This is a genomic window from Blastococcus sp. SYSU D00922 (genome assembly GCF_054050495.1).
In genome coordinates, this window is the sequence record NZ_JBJGZL010000014.1 from 59,703 (window position 1) to 74,462 (window position 14,760).

The 14,760-nt window shown below is 72.2% G+C and carries 11 protein-coding genes; 4 read left to right on the plus strand and 7 right to left on the minus strand.

Annotation, left to right across the window (positions count from 1 at the left end; genetic code table 11):
• Positions 1–28 precede the first annotated feature (28 nt).
• From ACI78T_RS17620 to ACI78T_RS17635, 4 genes are all read left to right on the plus strand, one after another.
• Positions 29–1,264, plus strand: coding sequence for an arginine deiminase (locus tag ACI78T_RS17620; protein ID WP_456559421.1), 1,236 nt, complete (start codon positions 29–31; stop codon positions 1,262–1,264).
• A gap of 141 nt (positions 1,265–1,405) precedes the next feature.
• Positions 1,406–2,347: an excalibur calcium-binding domain-containing protein gene (locus tag ACI78T_RS17625; RefSeq protein WP_456559422.1), complete on the plus strand. Its 942-nt coding sequence runs from the start codon at positions 1,406–1,408 to the stop codon at positions 2,345–2,347.
• A gap of 112 nt (positions 2,348–2,459) precedes the next feature.
• Positions 2,460–3,962 (plus strand): MFS transporter, encoded by a 1,503-nt coding sequence (locus ACI78T_RS17630; RefSeq protein ID WP_456559423.1) that lies wholly within the window; start codon positions 2,460–2,462, stop codon positions 3,960–3,962.
• Positions 3,959–5,392: a M20/M25/M40 family metallo-hydrolase gene (locus ACI78T_RS17635; RefSeq protein WP_456559424.1), complete on the plus strand. Its 1,434-nt coding sequence runs from the start codon at positions 3,959–3,961 to the stop codon at positions 5,390–5,392. Before ACI78T_RS17630 ends, ACI78T_RS17635 begins: the two co-directional genes overlap by 4 nt.
• 55 nt (positions 5,393–5,447) lie before the next feature.
• Here the strand turns inward: ACI78T_RS17635 and araA are convergent, their stop codons facing one another.
• The 7 genes from araA to chvE all read right to left on the minus strand — a co-directional run bounded on the left by araA (position 5,448) and on the right by chvE (position 14,528).
• Positions 5,448–6,959 (minus strand): L-arabinose isomerase, encoded by a 1,512-nt coding sequence (araA, locus tag ACI78T_RS17640; RefSeq protein ID WP_456559425.1) that lies wholly within the window; start codon positions 6,957–6,959, stop codon positions 5,448–5,450.
• A gap of 11 nt (positions 6,960–6,970) precedes the next feature.
• Entirely contained in the window at positions 6,971–7,645 is a 675-nt protein-coding gene (locus tag ACI78T_RS17645; protein ID WP_456559426.1) for an L-ribulose-5-phosphate 4-epimerase, read from the minus strand.
• On the minus strand, positions 7,642–9,264 hold the full coding sequence (locus tag ACI78T_RS17650; RefSeq protein ID WP_456559427.1) for a xylulokinase: 1,623 nt from the start codon (positions 9,262–9,264) through the stop codon (positions 7,642–7,644). Before ACI78T_RS17650 ends, ACI78T_RS17645 begins: the two co-directional genes overlap by 4 nt.
• A 55-nt stretch (positions 9,265–9,319) precedes the next feature.
• Positions 9,320–10,354: a LacI family DNA-binding transcriptional regulator gene (locus ACI78T_RS17655; protein WP_456559428.1), complete on the minus strand. Its 1,035-nt coding sequence runs from the start codon at positions 10,352–10,354 to the stop codon at positions 9,320–9,322.
• Between the two features lie 65 nt (positions 10,355–10,419).
• Positions 10,420–11,673: a multiple monosaccharide ABC transporter permease gene (mmsB, locus tag ACI78T_RS17660; protein WP_456559429.1), complete on the minus strand. Its 1,254-nt coding sequence runs from the start codon at positions 11,671–11,673 to the stop codon at positions 10,420–10,422.
• The gene (mmsA, locus tag ACI78T_RS17665; protein WP_456559430.1) at positions 11,673–13,208 is read right to left on the minus strand and encodes a multiple monosaccharide ABC transporter ATP-binding protein; all 1,536 of its coding nucleotides are present in this window, start codon (positions 13,206–13,208) and stop codon (positions 11,673–11,675) included. Before mmsA ends, mmsB begins: the two co-directional genes overlap by 1 nt.
• A gap of 180 nt (positions 13,209–13,388) precedes the next feature.
• Positions 13,389–14,528: a multiple monosaccharide ABC transporter substrate-binding protein gene (chvE, locus tag ACI78T_RS17670; protein WP_456559431.1), complete on the minus strand. Its 1,140-nt coding sequence runs from the start codon at positions 14,526–14,528 to the stop codon at positions 13,389–13,391.
• Positions 14,529–14,760 lie beyond the last annotated feature (232 nt).

The following is a 14,760-nucleotide window of genomic DNA, read 5'->3' on the forward strand; positions in this document are numbered from 1 at the left end:
GCCCCCGTCGCTGTGCGAACCTCTGCGCATGATCGACGACGGCGACGCCGTGCCGGCCATGGGCGCCACCAGCGAGGTCGGCCGGCTGGGCACGGTGATGCTGCACCGCCCCGGGGCCGAGCTGCGGCGGCTGACCCCCCGCAACAACGACGAGCTGCTCTTCGACGGCGTCCCGTGGGTCGACCGGGCGCAGGAGGAGCACGATGCCTTCGCCCAGGCGCTGCGCGACCGCGGGGTCGAGGTGCTGCACCTCGACCGGCTGCTGGCCGAGGTGCTGTCCTTCCCGTCGGCGCGCGCGGAGCTCATCGCGGCGGCCGTTGACGACCCCCGCCTGGGGGCCACCCTCCAGCGGGCCACCACGACGCACCTGTCCGGGCTCGACCCGGAGGATCTCGCCGGCGCGCTCATCGCCGGGCTGGCCCACGACGAGCTCCGCGGCGGCAAGGGCCTGGCGTTCGAGGTCATGGACCGCGGGGACTTCGTCGTCCCCCCGCTGCCCAACCTGCTGTTCACCCGCGACTCGTCGGTGTGGGTGGGCGACGAGGTGGCGGTGACCTCCTTGGCCATGCCCGCGCGGCACCGGGAGAGCACGATCACCGCCGCCGTCTACGCCCACCACCCGCGCTTCGCCGGGGTGGAGCAGCTCTACGGTGCGCACCTCGAGCACCTGGAGGGCGGCGACGTCCTGCTGCTGTCCCCCGGCGTCGTCGCCGTCGGCGTCGGCGAGCGGACGACGCCCGGCGGCGCCGAACGGCTGGCCCGGCGGCTGTTCGCCCGCCGGCTGGCGCACACGGTGCTGGTCGTCCCGATCGCCCAGCAGCGGGCCACCATGCACCTGGACACCATCGCCACGATGGTCGACGTCGACGCGATGGTCATGTACCCGGCGGTGGCCGACTCGCTGGTCGCCTGGACCGTGACGGCTCCCGACGGGGTCGCCGACGACGCCGACACCGCCGAGCTGGCCGTCGTGGGTCCGCAGCCTTTCGTGGTGGCTGCCGCGGATGCCATGGGCATCGACCGGCTGCGGGTCATCGACACCGGGCTCGACCCGGTCACCGCCGAGCGGGAGCAGTGGGACGACGGCAACAACACGCTGGCGCTGGCGCCCCGGCTGGCGGTGGCCTACGAGCGGAACACCGTCACGAACGCGGCTCTCGAGGCAGCCGGGATCGAGGTCGTGCGGATCGCGGGCTCGGAGCTGGGCAGCGGCAGGGGCGGGCCGCGCTGCATGTCCTGCCCGGTGGCGCGCGCGGCGCTCTGAGCCCGAAGCGCTACTGCGCGTTGCGGCGCGCGGTCGCGTGACGGAACGGTCCTCGCGGTACCTGGAACTGGCCTCAGCGATTACCTGTTACCCGTGATACCTCTCACAGGCCACTGCTGCTGTGAGCTCTCGGGGGAGCCCATGTCCACGCGTCTGCGGATGCCGTTCGCCTTGCTCGCCGCCTCGGTCATGGTGCTGTTCTCCTCCGGTGCGGCGCTGGCCGACCCCGGGGACGCGACCGAGACCAGCAGCAGCAGCGAGACGCCCACCGGGGAGTCGCTCACCGACGCGCTCGCCGGCCTCAGCACCTCGGGGAGCGCCAAGACCGAAGAGGTCACTCAGCAGGTCGTCACGACGACGGGGTCGCTCCCCGACTCGATCGTCACACCACCGACGCTCACCCAAACCGAGACGAGCACGTCGACGTCTACCTCCACCAGCACGTCGACCTCCACCAGCACGTCCGGCTCGACGTCGACGTCCACCAGCCAGAACCCCGGCGAGTGCGTCGCGGGCGTGATCCAGAACCTGATCGAGGACCTGATCGCACTCGGCCCCTCGACGCCTCCCGCGCCCGGGCCGCTCCAGGCACAACTCGTGGCGCTGGACCCTGGCGACCTCCCGGGGATCGAGGACCTGCTCGAGGGGATCGGGGTGTCGCCCGAGGACTTCGAGACCGGGCAGCGGCTGATCGAGAACGCCATCGAGGACATCCAGGACTGCTTCCCGACCCCGCCGACCGGTGGCGGCACGCAGGGGCCGCGGCCGTCGCAGGCCTCGGGCCACTACACGCCGCCGACGACGCACCAGGCCGCCTTCACCTACAAGAACTGCGACGAGGCCCGCGCCTACGGCGCCGCCCCGGTCTATGCCGGCCAGTACGGCTACGGCTCGCACCTCGACAGCGACTACGACGGGGTCGGCTGCGAGGAGACCGTGGCCACCTATGCCCAGCCGGTCGCCTACGCCGGCACCGGGAAGCTGGCCTACACCGGGGTCTCGGTCCAGCCGCTGATCGCGTGGGGTGCCGCCCTCGCGCTGTCGGGCAGCTGGCTGATCGCCTCCGGACGCCGCCGGGCCTGACCTCGTCCGACCGGGCGGAGTTCCCGGCCGGGGGCTCCGTCCGGCCGCGCCCGCCCACTACGCTCCGGACCCTCCGCGCCACCACCCGTGGCGCAGCGGGAAGGGACCTCGGGTGACGGGGACGACGGCGCGCAGCGGCGGGCGGATCGCGGGGATCGGCGGGGGCCTCGTCGGCTTCCTGGTCTTCGTCGAGTTCACCAGCGGCGTCCTGCAGGGCTACTACATCCCGCTGCTCACCGACGTGGCGCGGCACCTCGACATCCACGACGCCGACGTGAACTGGCTCGAGGCCGCCCAGCTGATGCTGTCGGCGATCGCGGTGCCGATCCTCGCCAAGCTCGGCGATCTGCACGGCCACCGCCGGATGCTGCTGCTGTCGGCGGCGGTCACCGCGGCGGCCACGGTCGTCCTGGCGTTCGCGCAGTCCTTCCCGGTCTTCCTGGTCGCGTGGGCGGTGCAGGGCGTCTACGCGGCCTGGCTGCCGCTGCAGGTCGCGCTCATCTACGACCGGTCGCGCGGGCGCGCCGACCAGGCGGCCCAGACCCGCCGGGCCACCGGCCTGATCGTCGCCGCCCTCCAGTTCGGCGCGATCGTCGGCGCCCTGGGCGGCGGGCAGGTGGGCAGCGCCTTGGCCGGCCAGTTCTGGCTGGTGCTGCTGGTCCCCGGTTTCCTCGTCCTCGGTGTCTGCGCCGTCGTCGCGCTCCGCGTGCCCGAGAGCACCGACCGGCTGGCCGGGAACGTCGACGCCACCGGTGCGGCGCTGCTGAGCGTCGTCCTGCTCGTGATCACCGGTGGGCTGACCTTCGTGCGGATCAACGGCGCCGGCGAGCCCTGGCCGTGGATCGTGACGGCCGTCGGTCTGCTGCTGGTCGTCCCGTTCGTGCGCTACGAGCTCGGCCGCCCCGACCCGCTGGTCGACTTCCGCGTCCTCCGCAGCCCGTCGATGTGGCCGGTCCAGCTGACCGCGGGGCTGTTCGGCGTCAGCGTCCTCGGCGCCCAGGGCCCGCTGTCGACGTTCGCCCGGACCGATCCCGACGTGTACGGCTACGGGCTCGGCCTGTCCACGAGCATGGTGTCGATCGTCATCGGCGGCTACGTGATCTCGATGCTCATCGGTGCCAGCCAGTTCTCCCGGGTCTCGGCCCGCACCAGCCCCCGGACGACGCTCATCGGCGCCGCCGTGCTCGTCGGCGCCGGGTACCTCCTGCTGGTGCCGTTCCACGGAACGCTGGGTGAGACGCTGGCCTGCATGGTGGTCGCCGGGCTCGGATCGGGCGCGCTGGTCGCCGCGCTGCCCGCCGCGGCGGCGGCCGCGGCACCTGCCGGCCGGACCGGCGTCGCCACCGGCCTCACGAACACGTCGAAGGTCCTGGGCGGCAGCTTCGCGTCGGCGACGTTCGCCGTCGCGCTCGCCGCCGGGGCGCCGACGCTGGTCGACGGCTCGGAGGGGACGGCCGGCTCGCTGAGCGGCTACGTGACCGTGTGGGTCGTCTGCGGGCTCACCGCGCTGGCGGCCGCGGTGGCGCTGGTCGTCGTCCCGAAGCTGGCCTTCTCCGACGCCGCGGCGGCCGCGGACCCGCGCTCGGTCGCCCCGGCCACGGAGCCGCAGGCGTGAAGGGTGCACTGGTCGCGGCGGCCTGCGGCGCCGCCGTGACGGCGGCCGCCCGCCGGGTCGCCCGGTTCCGCCCGCCCGAGGTCTCCGCCCACCCGGCCGACCTCGACGGTCTGGACGCCGGCGCCACCGCCGAACGGCTCGCCGAGCTGGTCCGCATCCCGACGATCTCGTCGAAGGACCCCGCGGAGGTCGACACGGCCGCGTTCGAGCGGTTCCGCGAGCGGCTCGTCGAGCTGTACCCGCGGACGCACCAGGCGCTCGAGCGCGAGGTCCTCGGCGACGGCGCGCTGCTCTACCGCTGGTCGAGCGGCAGCGACGCCCCGCCGCTGGTGCTGATGGCGCACTACGACGTCGTGCCGGTCGCCGGCCAGGACTGGTCCCGCGACCCGTTCTCCGGGCTGATCGAGGACGGAGTCGTGCACGGCCGTGGCGCGATCGACGACAAGGGCGCGCTCGTCGCGATCCTGGAGGCCGTCGAGTCGCTGGTGAGCGCGGGGTTCACGCCCGCTCGCGACGTCTACCTCTCCTTCGGCGACGACGAGGAGGTGGCAGGGGTCGGCGCGCAGCTGGCGGTCGAGGCGCTGACGGCACGCGGGATCCGGCCGTGGGCGGTCGTCGACGAGGGCGGCGCCGTGGTGAGCGGCGTCTTCCCCGGCGTGCCCGGCCAGACCGCCGTCGTCGGCCTGGCCGAGAAGGGCCTGCTGGACGTCGAGCTGGTCACCAGCGACCCGGGCGGGCACGCGTCGGCGCCGGTGCGCGGCGGGGCACCCGCCCGGCTGGCCCGCGCCATCCTCCGGATCGAGGACAACCCCTTCCCCGCCCGGCTGCACGACGTCGTCCTCGGCATGGTCGACGCCCTCGGCCGCCACGCGCCCACCGGCTACCGCGCTGTCTTCGCCCACGCCGGGTACCTCCGGCCGGCGCTGGCGCTGGTCCTGTCGCGCGCGAGCCGGGAGGCCAACGCCCTGGTCCGCACCACCGTCGCCATCACGCAGCTCGAGGGCAGCAAGGCGCGCAACGTGCTGGCCACCCGCGCGCGGGCGCACGCCAACATCCGCATCGCCCTCGGGGAGACGGTGCAGTCGACGGTGGAACGGCTGCGCCGCGTCATCGACGACCCGGAGGTATCGCTGACCGTCGTCTCCGGCAACGACCCGTCCCCGGTGTCGCGCGCCGACAACGAGGCGTTCGCGCTGGTCACCGACGCGGTGCGCTCGGTCTACCCCGACGCCGCCGTGGCGCCGTACGTGATGGTGCAGGCCAGCGACGCCCGGCACTTCAGCCAGATCTGCGACAGCGTGTACCGGTTCATGCCGTTCGACCTGACGAAGGACGAGCTGGCCGCTCTGCACGCCGCCGACGAGCGGATCTCCGTGGCCGCCCTGCACCGCGGCGCCGGCTTCTACCGCTACCTGCTCCGCCACCTCTGAGGGACTTTCTGTACCGGAAGTCCCCGGACTTCCGGTACAGAAAGTCCCCGTCGGATCAGAGGCGCTGGTTGAGGCGGTGGTAGGCCGCGCTCCAGCGCAGCTCCTTGGCCAGCGACCGGCGCGTGGTCTCGGCGTCGATGAGCACCAGCTCGGTCGAGAACACCTCGGCCAGGTCGGTGAGCTCGTCGGCGCCGAGCTGCGTGGTCAGCACCGTGTGGTGCGGGCCACCGGCGGTCAGCCAGCCCTCGGTCGCCGTCGCGAAGTCCGGCCGCGGCTCCCAGACGGCGCGGGCCACGGGCAGGTTCGGCAGCGGCTCGTCGGGCTCGACGACGTCGATCTCGTTGGCCACCCAGCGGAACCGGTCGCCCAGGTCCGACCAGCCGATGACGACGCCCGGCGCGGGCGCCGCGTCGAACACGAGACGGGCGGGGTCCTCGCGGCCGCCGATGCCCAGCGGGTGAACCTCGAGCTTCGGCCGGCCGCCGGAGATGGTCGGGCAGACCTCGAGCATGTGCGCGCCGAGGATCTTCTCGCTGCCGACCTCGAGGTCGTAGGTGTAGTCCTCCATGAAGGACGTCCCGCCCGGCAGGCCGGCACCGGCGACCTTGAGCACGCGCAGCAGGGCGGAGGTCTTCCAGTCGCCCTCGCCGCCGAACCCGTAGCCGTCGGCCATGAGCCGCTGGACGGCGAGACCCGGCAGCTGGCGCAGGCCGCCGAGGTCCTCGAAGTTGGTCGTGAACGCCCCGAAGCCGCCGTCGACCAGGAACGAGCGCAGCGCCACCTCGATGCGGGCCTGGTAGCGCACCGCCTCGTGCTGCGCCCCGCCGGGCAGGACCTCGGCCGACATCGCGTACAGGTCGGCGTACTCCTCGACCAGCGCGTCCACGTCCTTGTCGGCGACCGCTTCGACGACGGCCACCAGGTCGTTCACGCCCCAGGTGTTCACCGACATGCCGAAGCGGATCTCCGCCTCGACCTTGTCCCCCTCGGTGACCGCGACGTTGCGCATGTTGTCGCCGAAGCGGGCCAGCTTCAGCCCCCGGGCGGCCGCTGCGCCGGCGGCGGCGCGGGCCCACGACCCCACCCGGGCGCGCACGCGCGGGTTGGAGACGTGCCCGGAGACCGTCGTCCGCGGGACGCGCAGCCGGGTGAGCATGAACCCGTACTCGCGGTCGCCGTGGGCGGCCTGGTTGAGGTTCATGAAGTCCATGTCGATCGTCGCCCAGGGCAGGGCGGCGTCGGCCTGGGTGTGCAGGTGCAGCAGCGGCTTGCGCAGCGCGTCGAGACCGGAGATCCACATCTTCGCCGGGGAGAACGTGTGCATCCACGTGATGACGCCCAGGCAGTTGGGGTCCTCGTTCGCCTCGCCCATGGCCCGGCGGATGGCGCCGGCGTCCTTGAGCACGGGCTTCCAGACGACCCGGGCCGGGATCTCGTCGGCGCCGTCGAGCTCGGCGGCGACCCGCCGGGACTGGTCGGCGACCTGCTGGAGGGTCTCCTCGCCGTAGAGGTCCTGGCTGCCGGTCAGGAACCAGATCTCGGCCTCGGCGAAGGGGTTGCTGCGCACGTCGGTGGTCCTCACTGTCCGTAGACGTTCTGGTAGCGGGCGTAGAGCCGGTCGACGTCCGCCTGCGGGATGGGCAGCGGCTCGCCGAGCTGGCGGGAGAAGTGGACGGTGCGGGCGACGTCCTCGGTCATGACGGCGGCCTTCACCGCGGCCTTCGCGGAGGGACCGACGGTGAAGACGCCGTGGTTGCGCATGAGCACCGCAGGCGACCGGGAGCCCGTGAGCGTCTCGACGATGCCCCGGCCGATCGAGTCGTCGCCGATGAGCGCGAACGGCCCGACCGGGATCGGCCCGCCGAACTCGTCAGCCATGGCGGTCAGCACGCAGGGGATCTCCTCGGCGCGCGCCGCCCAGGCCGTGGCGTACGGGCTGTGCGTGTGCACCTGCCCGTCGACCTCCGGCATGTGGCGGTAGACGTAGGCGTGCGCGTCGGTGTCGCTCGACGGCTTCTTCACCCCGTCGACCGGGTTGCCGTCGAGGTCGCAGACGGTGATGCCCTCCCAGGTCAGCTCGTCGTACTCGACGCCGCTGCCCTTGATGACGAAGAGGTCCTCGCCGGGCACCCGCTCGGAGACGTTCCCCGACGTCCAGGTGACCAGCTCGTAGCGGGTCAGGTACGAGTGCAGCCGGGCGACGTGCTCGCGCTGCTCGCGGTGCGTGCCGCGCTCGGTCAGGGTGGCGGTCATGCGTCTCCTCCTCGCTGGGCGGGGCTCACGTGCTCGACGGCGGCCCGCTCGACCGGGAGCGCCGCGACGTAGCGCCGCATGAAGGCGTCGAAGCCCGCGACGTCGTCCGCATCGGGCTCGGCCGTCTGCAGGCTCGTGCCGGTGAAGACAGCGCTGTCCAGGTAGTCGGCCAGGGTCTGCCCCGGCGCGCGCCGGGTGGCGAAGGCGGCCAGGACGGCGATGCCCCACGCGCCGCCCTCCCCGGCGACGTCACCGACGGAGACCGGGGTGTCGATCGCCGCGGCCAGGAAGCGCTGGGCGACGCCCTCGGTCTTGAACAGGCCGCCGTGGGCGAACATCCGGTCCAGCCGCACGCCCTCGGTCTTCTGCAGGACGTCCATCCCGATCCGCAGCGTGGCCAGCGACGCGTACAGGTGCGTGCGCATGAAGGACCCGAGGTCGAGCCGGCTGTCCGGCGCCCGCAGGAACAGCGGGCGGCCCTCCTCGAGCCCGGTGATCGGCTCCCCGGAGAGGTAGTTGTACGAGAGCATCCCGCCACCGTCGCTGGCACCGCGCAGGGCGGCGGCGAACAGCGTCTCGAACACCTCCGACGCGCTCACCTCGGAGCCCAGCGCGCGGGCGAACTCGGCGAACAGCCCGGCCCACGCCTCCAGCTCGCTGGCGCCGTTGTTGCAGTGCACCATCGCCACCGGGTCCCCGGCCGGGGTGGTCACCAGGTCCAGCTCGCGGTGCACCTGGGCGAGCTCCTTCTCGAGCACCACCATCGCGAAGATGCTCGTCCCGGCGGAGACGTTGCCGGTCCGCGGAGCGACCGAGTTGGTGGCCACCATCCCGGTGCCCGCGTCCCCCTCCGGCGGGCAGAGCGGGGTGCCGGCACGCAGCCGCCCGGTGGGGTCGAGGCGGGCCGCGCCGGCCTCGGTGAGGGTGCCGGCCGGCTCCCCGGCGGACGCGATGGCAGGCAGCAGGTCGGCCAGCGACAGCTGGGCGCCCGCCTCGGCGGCCAGCTCGTCGAAGCGGGCCAGCATCGCGGTGTCGTAGGCGCGGGTGTGGTCGTCGATCGGGAACATGCCGCTGGCGTCGCCGATGCCGAGCACCTTCTGCCCGGTCAGCTGCCAGTGCACGTAACCGGCCAGGGTCGTCAGGTGGTCCAGCCGGCCGAGGTGCTCCTCGCCGTCGAGGATCGCCTGGTAGAGGTGCGCGACGCTCCACCGGTGCGGGATGTTGACGCCGAACTCCGCGCTGAGCCGCTCGGTCGCCCGCCCCGTGTTGGTGTTGCGCCAGGTGCGGAACGGCGTGAGCAGCTCGCCGTCTGCGTCGAAGGCGAGGTAGCCGTGCATCATCGCCGAGACGCCGAGGGCACCGACCCCCGCGAGCTCGACCCCGTGGCGGCGGCGCACGTCGTCGGCCAGGGCCGCGACGCTCTCCCGGAGACCGGCCCAGACGGCGTCCAGCGAGTAGGTCCAGACCCGGTCGACGAGCTGGTTCTCCCAGTCGGAGCTGCCGACGGCGAGCGGCGCGTGGTCCGGGCCGACGAGCACGGCCTTGATCCGGGTGGACCCCAGCTCGATGCCCAGGGCGGTGCGGCCGCTGGTGAGGGCAGCGACGGCATCGGTGGTCATGGCAGGGGACCCTTTCGACTGGCGGGACGTGCGGGCGTGGACAGCGGGGCCGGCCTCATGCCGGAGCGGGCGCCGGACCGGTGCTCGACCGCACCAGCAGCGCGGGCGGGACCGGGTCGGGGTGCAGGTCCTCGCCCTTCATCCGGCCCAGGACGAGCTGCACGCCCCGCCGGCCCAGCTCGGCGAAGTCCTGCCGGACGGTGGTGAGCGGCGGCGTGAAGTACGGCGCCTCGGGCAGGTCGTCGAAGCCGACGACGCTGACGTCCTCGGGGATGCGCAGCCCGCCCTCGTGGAGGGCGGCGAGCAGGCCGAGGGCCATCTGGTCGTTGGCGGTGAAGATCGCGGTGATGTCCTCGCCGCCCCTGATCCGCGCGGCGAGGGCCTTGCCGGCCAGGTAGCCCGACGACGGCGTCCAGTCCCCGCGCAGCATCTCCTCGGGCACCGGCGCACCGGCGGCCTCGAGCTCCGCTCGCCAGCCGGCGATGCGCCCGCGGGCCTCCTGGGAGTCCGCCGGCCCGGCGACGTGGTGCACGGTGCGGTGGCCCAGGCCCAGCAGGTGCCGGGTGGCCAGGCGGGCGCCGGTCTCCTGGTCCACGCCGACGGCGGGCCGGTCCTCCACCCCGCCGACCTGGACGGCGACCAGCGGCACCGGCGGGTCGAGGGTGGCCAGGGCCGCCGCGGCGTCGTCGTACGTGGACAGCGCCACGATGCCGTCCACGCGCTGGGCCACGAACGTGTCCACGGCCTCGCGCATGTGGGCCGCGGTCGCGTCGTCGAGGATCGAGACGCTCAGCGAGTAGCCCGCCGCCCGGGCGGCGTTCTCCAGGCCGAGCATGGTCTGCGCCGGCCCGTACTGGTTGATCTTCACGGTGACCAGGCCGATGGTGCGGGTCGACCCGGTGACGAGGGCGCGGGCGGCGATGTTGGGCCGGTAGCCCAGCTCCGCGATGGCCCGTTCGACCCGCTCGCGGGTGTGCGGGGCCACGTTCGGGTGGCCGTTCACCACCCGGGACACGGTCTGGTGCGAGACCCCGGCGAGCGCGGCGACGTCGCTCATCACCAGGGCGCGGGCCGCGCCGTCGGACTCCACCGCTCCTCCCCCTCGTCGCCCGGGCCGGCCGCCGCGACCTGCGACCGCGGCGACCGGCTCGGCGCTCAGCGGGAGGCCCCTGCGCGGCGCTTGTTGTAGACGTCGAACGCGACCGCCAGCAGCAGGACCAGGCCCTTGACCACCGACTGGATCGACTGGTTGACGCCCATGAGCTGCATGCCGTTGCTCATGACGGCCATGATCAGACCACCGACCATGGCGCCCACGACCGTGCCCACACCGCCGGTGACGGCCGCGCCACCGATGAACGCGGCGGCGATGGCGTCGAGCTCGAACATGTTGCCCGCGGCGGGCTGGGCGCCGTTCGACCGCGACGAGTAGATGATCCCGGCGACCGCGGACAGGAAGCCCATGTTCACGAAGATCCAGAAGTTGACGACCTTGACCTTGACGCCGGAGAGCTGCGCCGCGGCCAGGTTGCCGCCGATGGCGTAGATCTGGCGGCCGAAGACCGTCCGCTTCGAGACGACGCCGTACACCAGGATCAGCACGGCCAGGATGATCAGCACGATCGGCAGGCCGCGGGCGTGGGCCAGCTGCCAGGCGAACGCCATGACGACCGCGCCGACCGCCACGACCCGCGCGATGAACAGCGGGAAGGACTCGACGGGCTGCGAGTACTTGATGCGGGCGACGCGGGTGCGGAAGCCGCTGACGGCGTACCCGGCGACCGCGACCACACCGATGAGAAGGGTGAACGCGTCGTAGCCGTTGCCGCCGAGCAGGCCGTTGAGGAAGCCGCTGGCGACCTTGCTGTACTCCGAGGGGAACGGCGAGAGCGAGATGTTGTCCAGCACCTGCAGCGTGAGGCCGCGGAACAGGAGCATGCCCGCGAGGGTCACGATGAACGCCGGGATGCCGACGTAGGCGACCCAGAAGCCGTGCCAGGCACCGACGGCGAGCCCGACGGCGAGGGCCGCCAGCATGCCGACCCACCAGGGGTAGCCGTTCTTGATGACCAGGACGGCCGACACGGCGCCGGTCAGCGCCACGACGGAACCGACCGACAGGTCGATGTGCCCGGCGATGATCACCAGGACCATGCCGATCGCCAGCACCAGGATGTACGAGTACTGGAGGACGATGTTGGTGACGTTGTTCGGGCTGAGCGAGACGCCGTCGGTGAGGATCGCGAACAGCGCCACGATCGCCACGAAGGCGACGTAGATGCCGCTCTGCCGCAGGTTGCGGGTGATCAGCTTGCGCAGGTCGCTCGTGCCCGTGTGCAGGGCTGCCGCCTGGGCGTCCTCCGGCTCCTTGGGAGCCGGGTCGGCCTGCGGGGTCGCGGTCGTGGCCATCAGACGGACTCCCTTTCCTTGGTCATGAGCTCCATGAGGCTCTCCTGGGTGGCCTCACGCACCGGCAGCTGACCGGTGATCCGGCCCGCCGACAGCGTGTAGATGCGGTCGCAGATGCCGAGCAGCTCGGGCAGCTCGGAGGAGATGACGACGACGGCCTTACCGGCCGCCACCAGACGGTTGATGATCGTGTAGATCTCGTACTTGGCGCCGACGTCGATGCCGCGGGTGGGCTCGTCGAGGATCAGCACGTCGGGGTCGGTGAACAGCCACTTGGACAGCACGACCTTCTGCTGGTTGCCGCCCGACAGCTTGCCGACGACGGACATCACGCTCGGCGCCTTGATGTTCATGCTGCGCCGGCTCTCCTCGGCGACCCGGGTCTCCTCGTTGCCGTTGACCCAGCCCCGGCGGGACAGCTTGCCGAGGGCGGCGGCGGACACGTTGCGCCGGATGTCCTCGATCAGGTTCAGGCCGTACCGCTTGCGGTCCTCGGTCGCGTAGGCGATGCCCTTGTCGATGGCCTCGGCCACCGAGCGGGCCTTGACCTCCTTGCCGTGCACGAAGATGCGGCCGCTGATGTCCCGGCCGTAGGAGCGGCCGAAGATGCTCATGGCCAGCTCGGTGCGCCCGGCGCCCATGAGGCCGGCGATGCCGACGACCTCACCCGCGCGGACGGAGAAGCTCGCGCCGTCGACGACCTTGCGGTCCTGGGTGGGGTGCCAGACGGTCCAGTCCTCGACGCGGAGGACCTCCTCGCCGGGGTGGGACTCGCGGTCGGGGTAGAAGCTCTCGAGGTCGCGGCCGACCATCCCGCGGATGATCCGCTCCTGGGTGACCTCGCCGGCCTCGAGGCTCAACGTCTCGACGGTCTTCCCGTCGCGGATCACGGTGACGCGGTCGGCGATCGCGGTGATCTCGTTGAGCTTGTGCGAGATCATGATGGAGGTGATGCCGCGCTCCTTGAGCCGGCGCAGCAGACCGAGCAGGTGCTCGGAGTCGGTGTCGTTGAGCGCCGCGGTGGGCTCGTCGAGGATCAGCAGGCGCACGTCCTTGGACAGCGCCTTCGCGATCTCGACCAGCTGCTGCTTGCCGACGCCGAGCTGACCGACGGGGGTCACCGGGTTCTCGTCGAGGCCGACGGACTCCAGGAGCTTGCCGGCCTCGGCGTTCGCGAGGTTCCAGTCGATGAGGCCGCCGCGGCCGCGCCGCTCGTTGCCCAGGAAGATGTTCTCCGCGATCGACAGGTACGGCACGAGGGCCAGTTCCTGGTGGATGATCACGATCCCGACGTGCTCGCTGTCGCGGATGCCGCCGAACGAGGCGGGCTCGCCGTCGAAGACGATCTCCCCGTCGTAGCTGCCGCTGGGGTAGACCCCCGACAGGACCTTCATGAGCGTGGACTTGCCGGCGCCGTTCTCACCGCAGATCGCGTGGATCTCGCCCCGGCGGACCGCCAGGTTGACGTTCTCGAGCGCCTTGACGCCCGGGAAGGTCTTGGTGATCGAGCGCATCTCCAGGATGTTGTCGTCCATGGACTCCGTCGTCCTCACCGTCGTGCGCGTACGGGACGGGGCGGGTGCGCGCGATGTGCAGAGTGTGGGGTGTACCGGGCCGCCGGGCGAGACGTCGTGCGCCCCGCCCGGCGGGACCGGGTGGTGCGGCCGGGCCCGGCAGCGATGCTCGCCACCGGGCCCGGCCGGTCGTGCGCTGGGTCAGTCGGCCTGACCGGAGGCGACCTCTTCGGCCGTCCAGTAGCCCGAGTCGACGAGGACGGGCTGGATGTCGTCCTTGAAGACCTTCTCGACCGGCAGCAGGTAGGACGGGACGACCTTGACGCCGTTGTCGTACGTCTCGGTGTCGTTGGCCTCCGGCTCGTCGCCCTCGAGGAACGCCTCGGCGGCGATGACGGCCTGCTCGGCCAGCAGACGGGTGTCCTTGAAGATCGTGGAGCTCTGGACACCGTCGGCGATCAGCTTGACCGAGGCGATCTCGGCGTCCTGACCGGTGACGACCGCCATCGGCTTGTCGGCCGCGCCGTAGCCGGCGTTCTGCAGGGCGGTGATGATGCCGCGCGACAGACCGTCGTAGGGCGAGAGGACGCCGTTGACGACCGAGCCGTCGTTGTAGCTCTGGGTCAGGAGGTCCTCCATGCGCTTCTGCGCGGTCTCCTGCTGCCAGCGGAGGGTGGCGGCCTGGTCGATGTCGGTCTGACCCGACTTCACGACCAGCGTGCCGTCCTCGATGTAGGGCTGGAGGGTGTCCATGGCCCCGTCGAAGAAGAAGTGGGCGTTGTTGTCGTCCAGCGAGCCGGCGAACAGCTCGATGTTGAACGGCCCGGTGGCGGTGCCCTCGGCACCGTCGGCGGTGGTGACGCCGAGACCGGTCAGCAGCGACTCGGCCTGCGCGACGCCGACCTTGTAGTTGTCGAAGCTGACGTAGAAGTCGACGTTCTCGGTGTCGCGGATGAGGCGGTCGTAGGAAATGACCGGGATGCCCTGGTCCGCCGCGGCCTGCAGCTGGCTGCTGAGCGCCGTGCCGTCGATCGCGGCGACGATGAGCAGGTCAGCGCCCTGCGTGATCATCTGGTCGACCTGCTGGGACTGGGTGGGGATGTCGTCGCCCGCGTACTGCAGGTCGACCTCGTACCCCTTCTCCTCCAGCTGCTCCTTCACGGAGTTGCCGTCGGCGATCCACCGCTCGGACGTCTCCGTCGGCATCGCGACGCCGATCTTGAGGTCCTCGGGCTCCGCATTGCTGTTGGACGAGCCGCTACCAGCGCCCTCGCCGCCGCATGCCGCCAGGGCGAGCGCCATGACGGCGGTCGCGGCGGTCAAGCCGAGCTTCCTGCTCACGTGTGATCTCCTCTTCGAGACATCTGCTGCCACTCGACCCGGCGCAGGCCCGCGCTACGCGAGCGAAGCCAATGTGAGCGCTAACAACCGGTGCCGTCAACCCCAGATCGCTCATTCGTTGTCACGGTCGCGTAACGCTCCCGTCACCTGGCTCCGATAACGATTTCCGCCGGTCAGCGGGGCGTCACGGCGCGCACACGGGCTCCGTGTCGACGGCTCGGTTCACCGTCCG

Coding starts and splice junctions, on each gene's coding strand:
- ACI78T_RS17620 (WP_456559421.1), top strand. CDS start 29: ATGATCGACGACGGCGACGCCGTGCCGGCCATGGGCGCCACCAGCGAG.
- ACI78T_RS17625 (WP_456559422.1), top strand. CDS start 1,406: ATGTCCACGCGTCTGCGGATGCCGTTCGCCTTGCTCGCCGCCTCGGTC.
- ACI78T_RS17645 (WP_456559426.1), bottom strand. CDS start 7,645: ATGACCGCCACCCTGACCGAGCGCGGCACGCACCGCGAGCAGCGCGAG.
- ACI78T_RS17650 (WP_456559427.1), bottom strand. CDS start 9,264: ATGACCACCGATGCCGTCGCTGCCCTCACCAGCGGCCGCACCGCCCTG.
- mmsB (WP_456559429.1), bottom strand. CDS start 11,673: ATGGCCACGACCGCGACCCCGCAGGCCGACCCGGCTCCCAAGGAGCCG.
- mmsA (WP_456559430.1), bottom strand. CDS start 13,208: ATGGACGACAACATCCTGGAGATGCGCTCGATCACCAAGACCTTCCCG.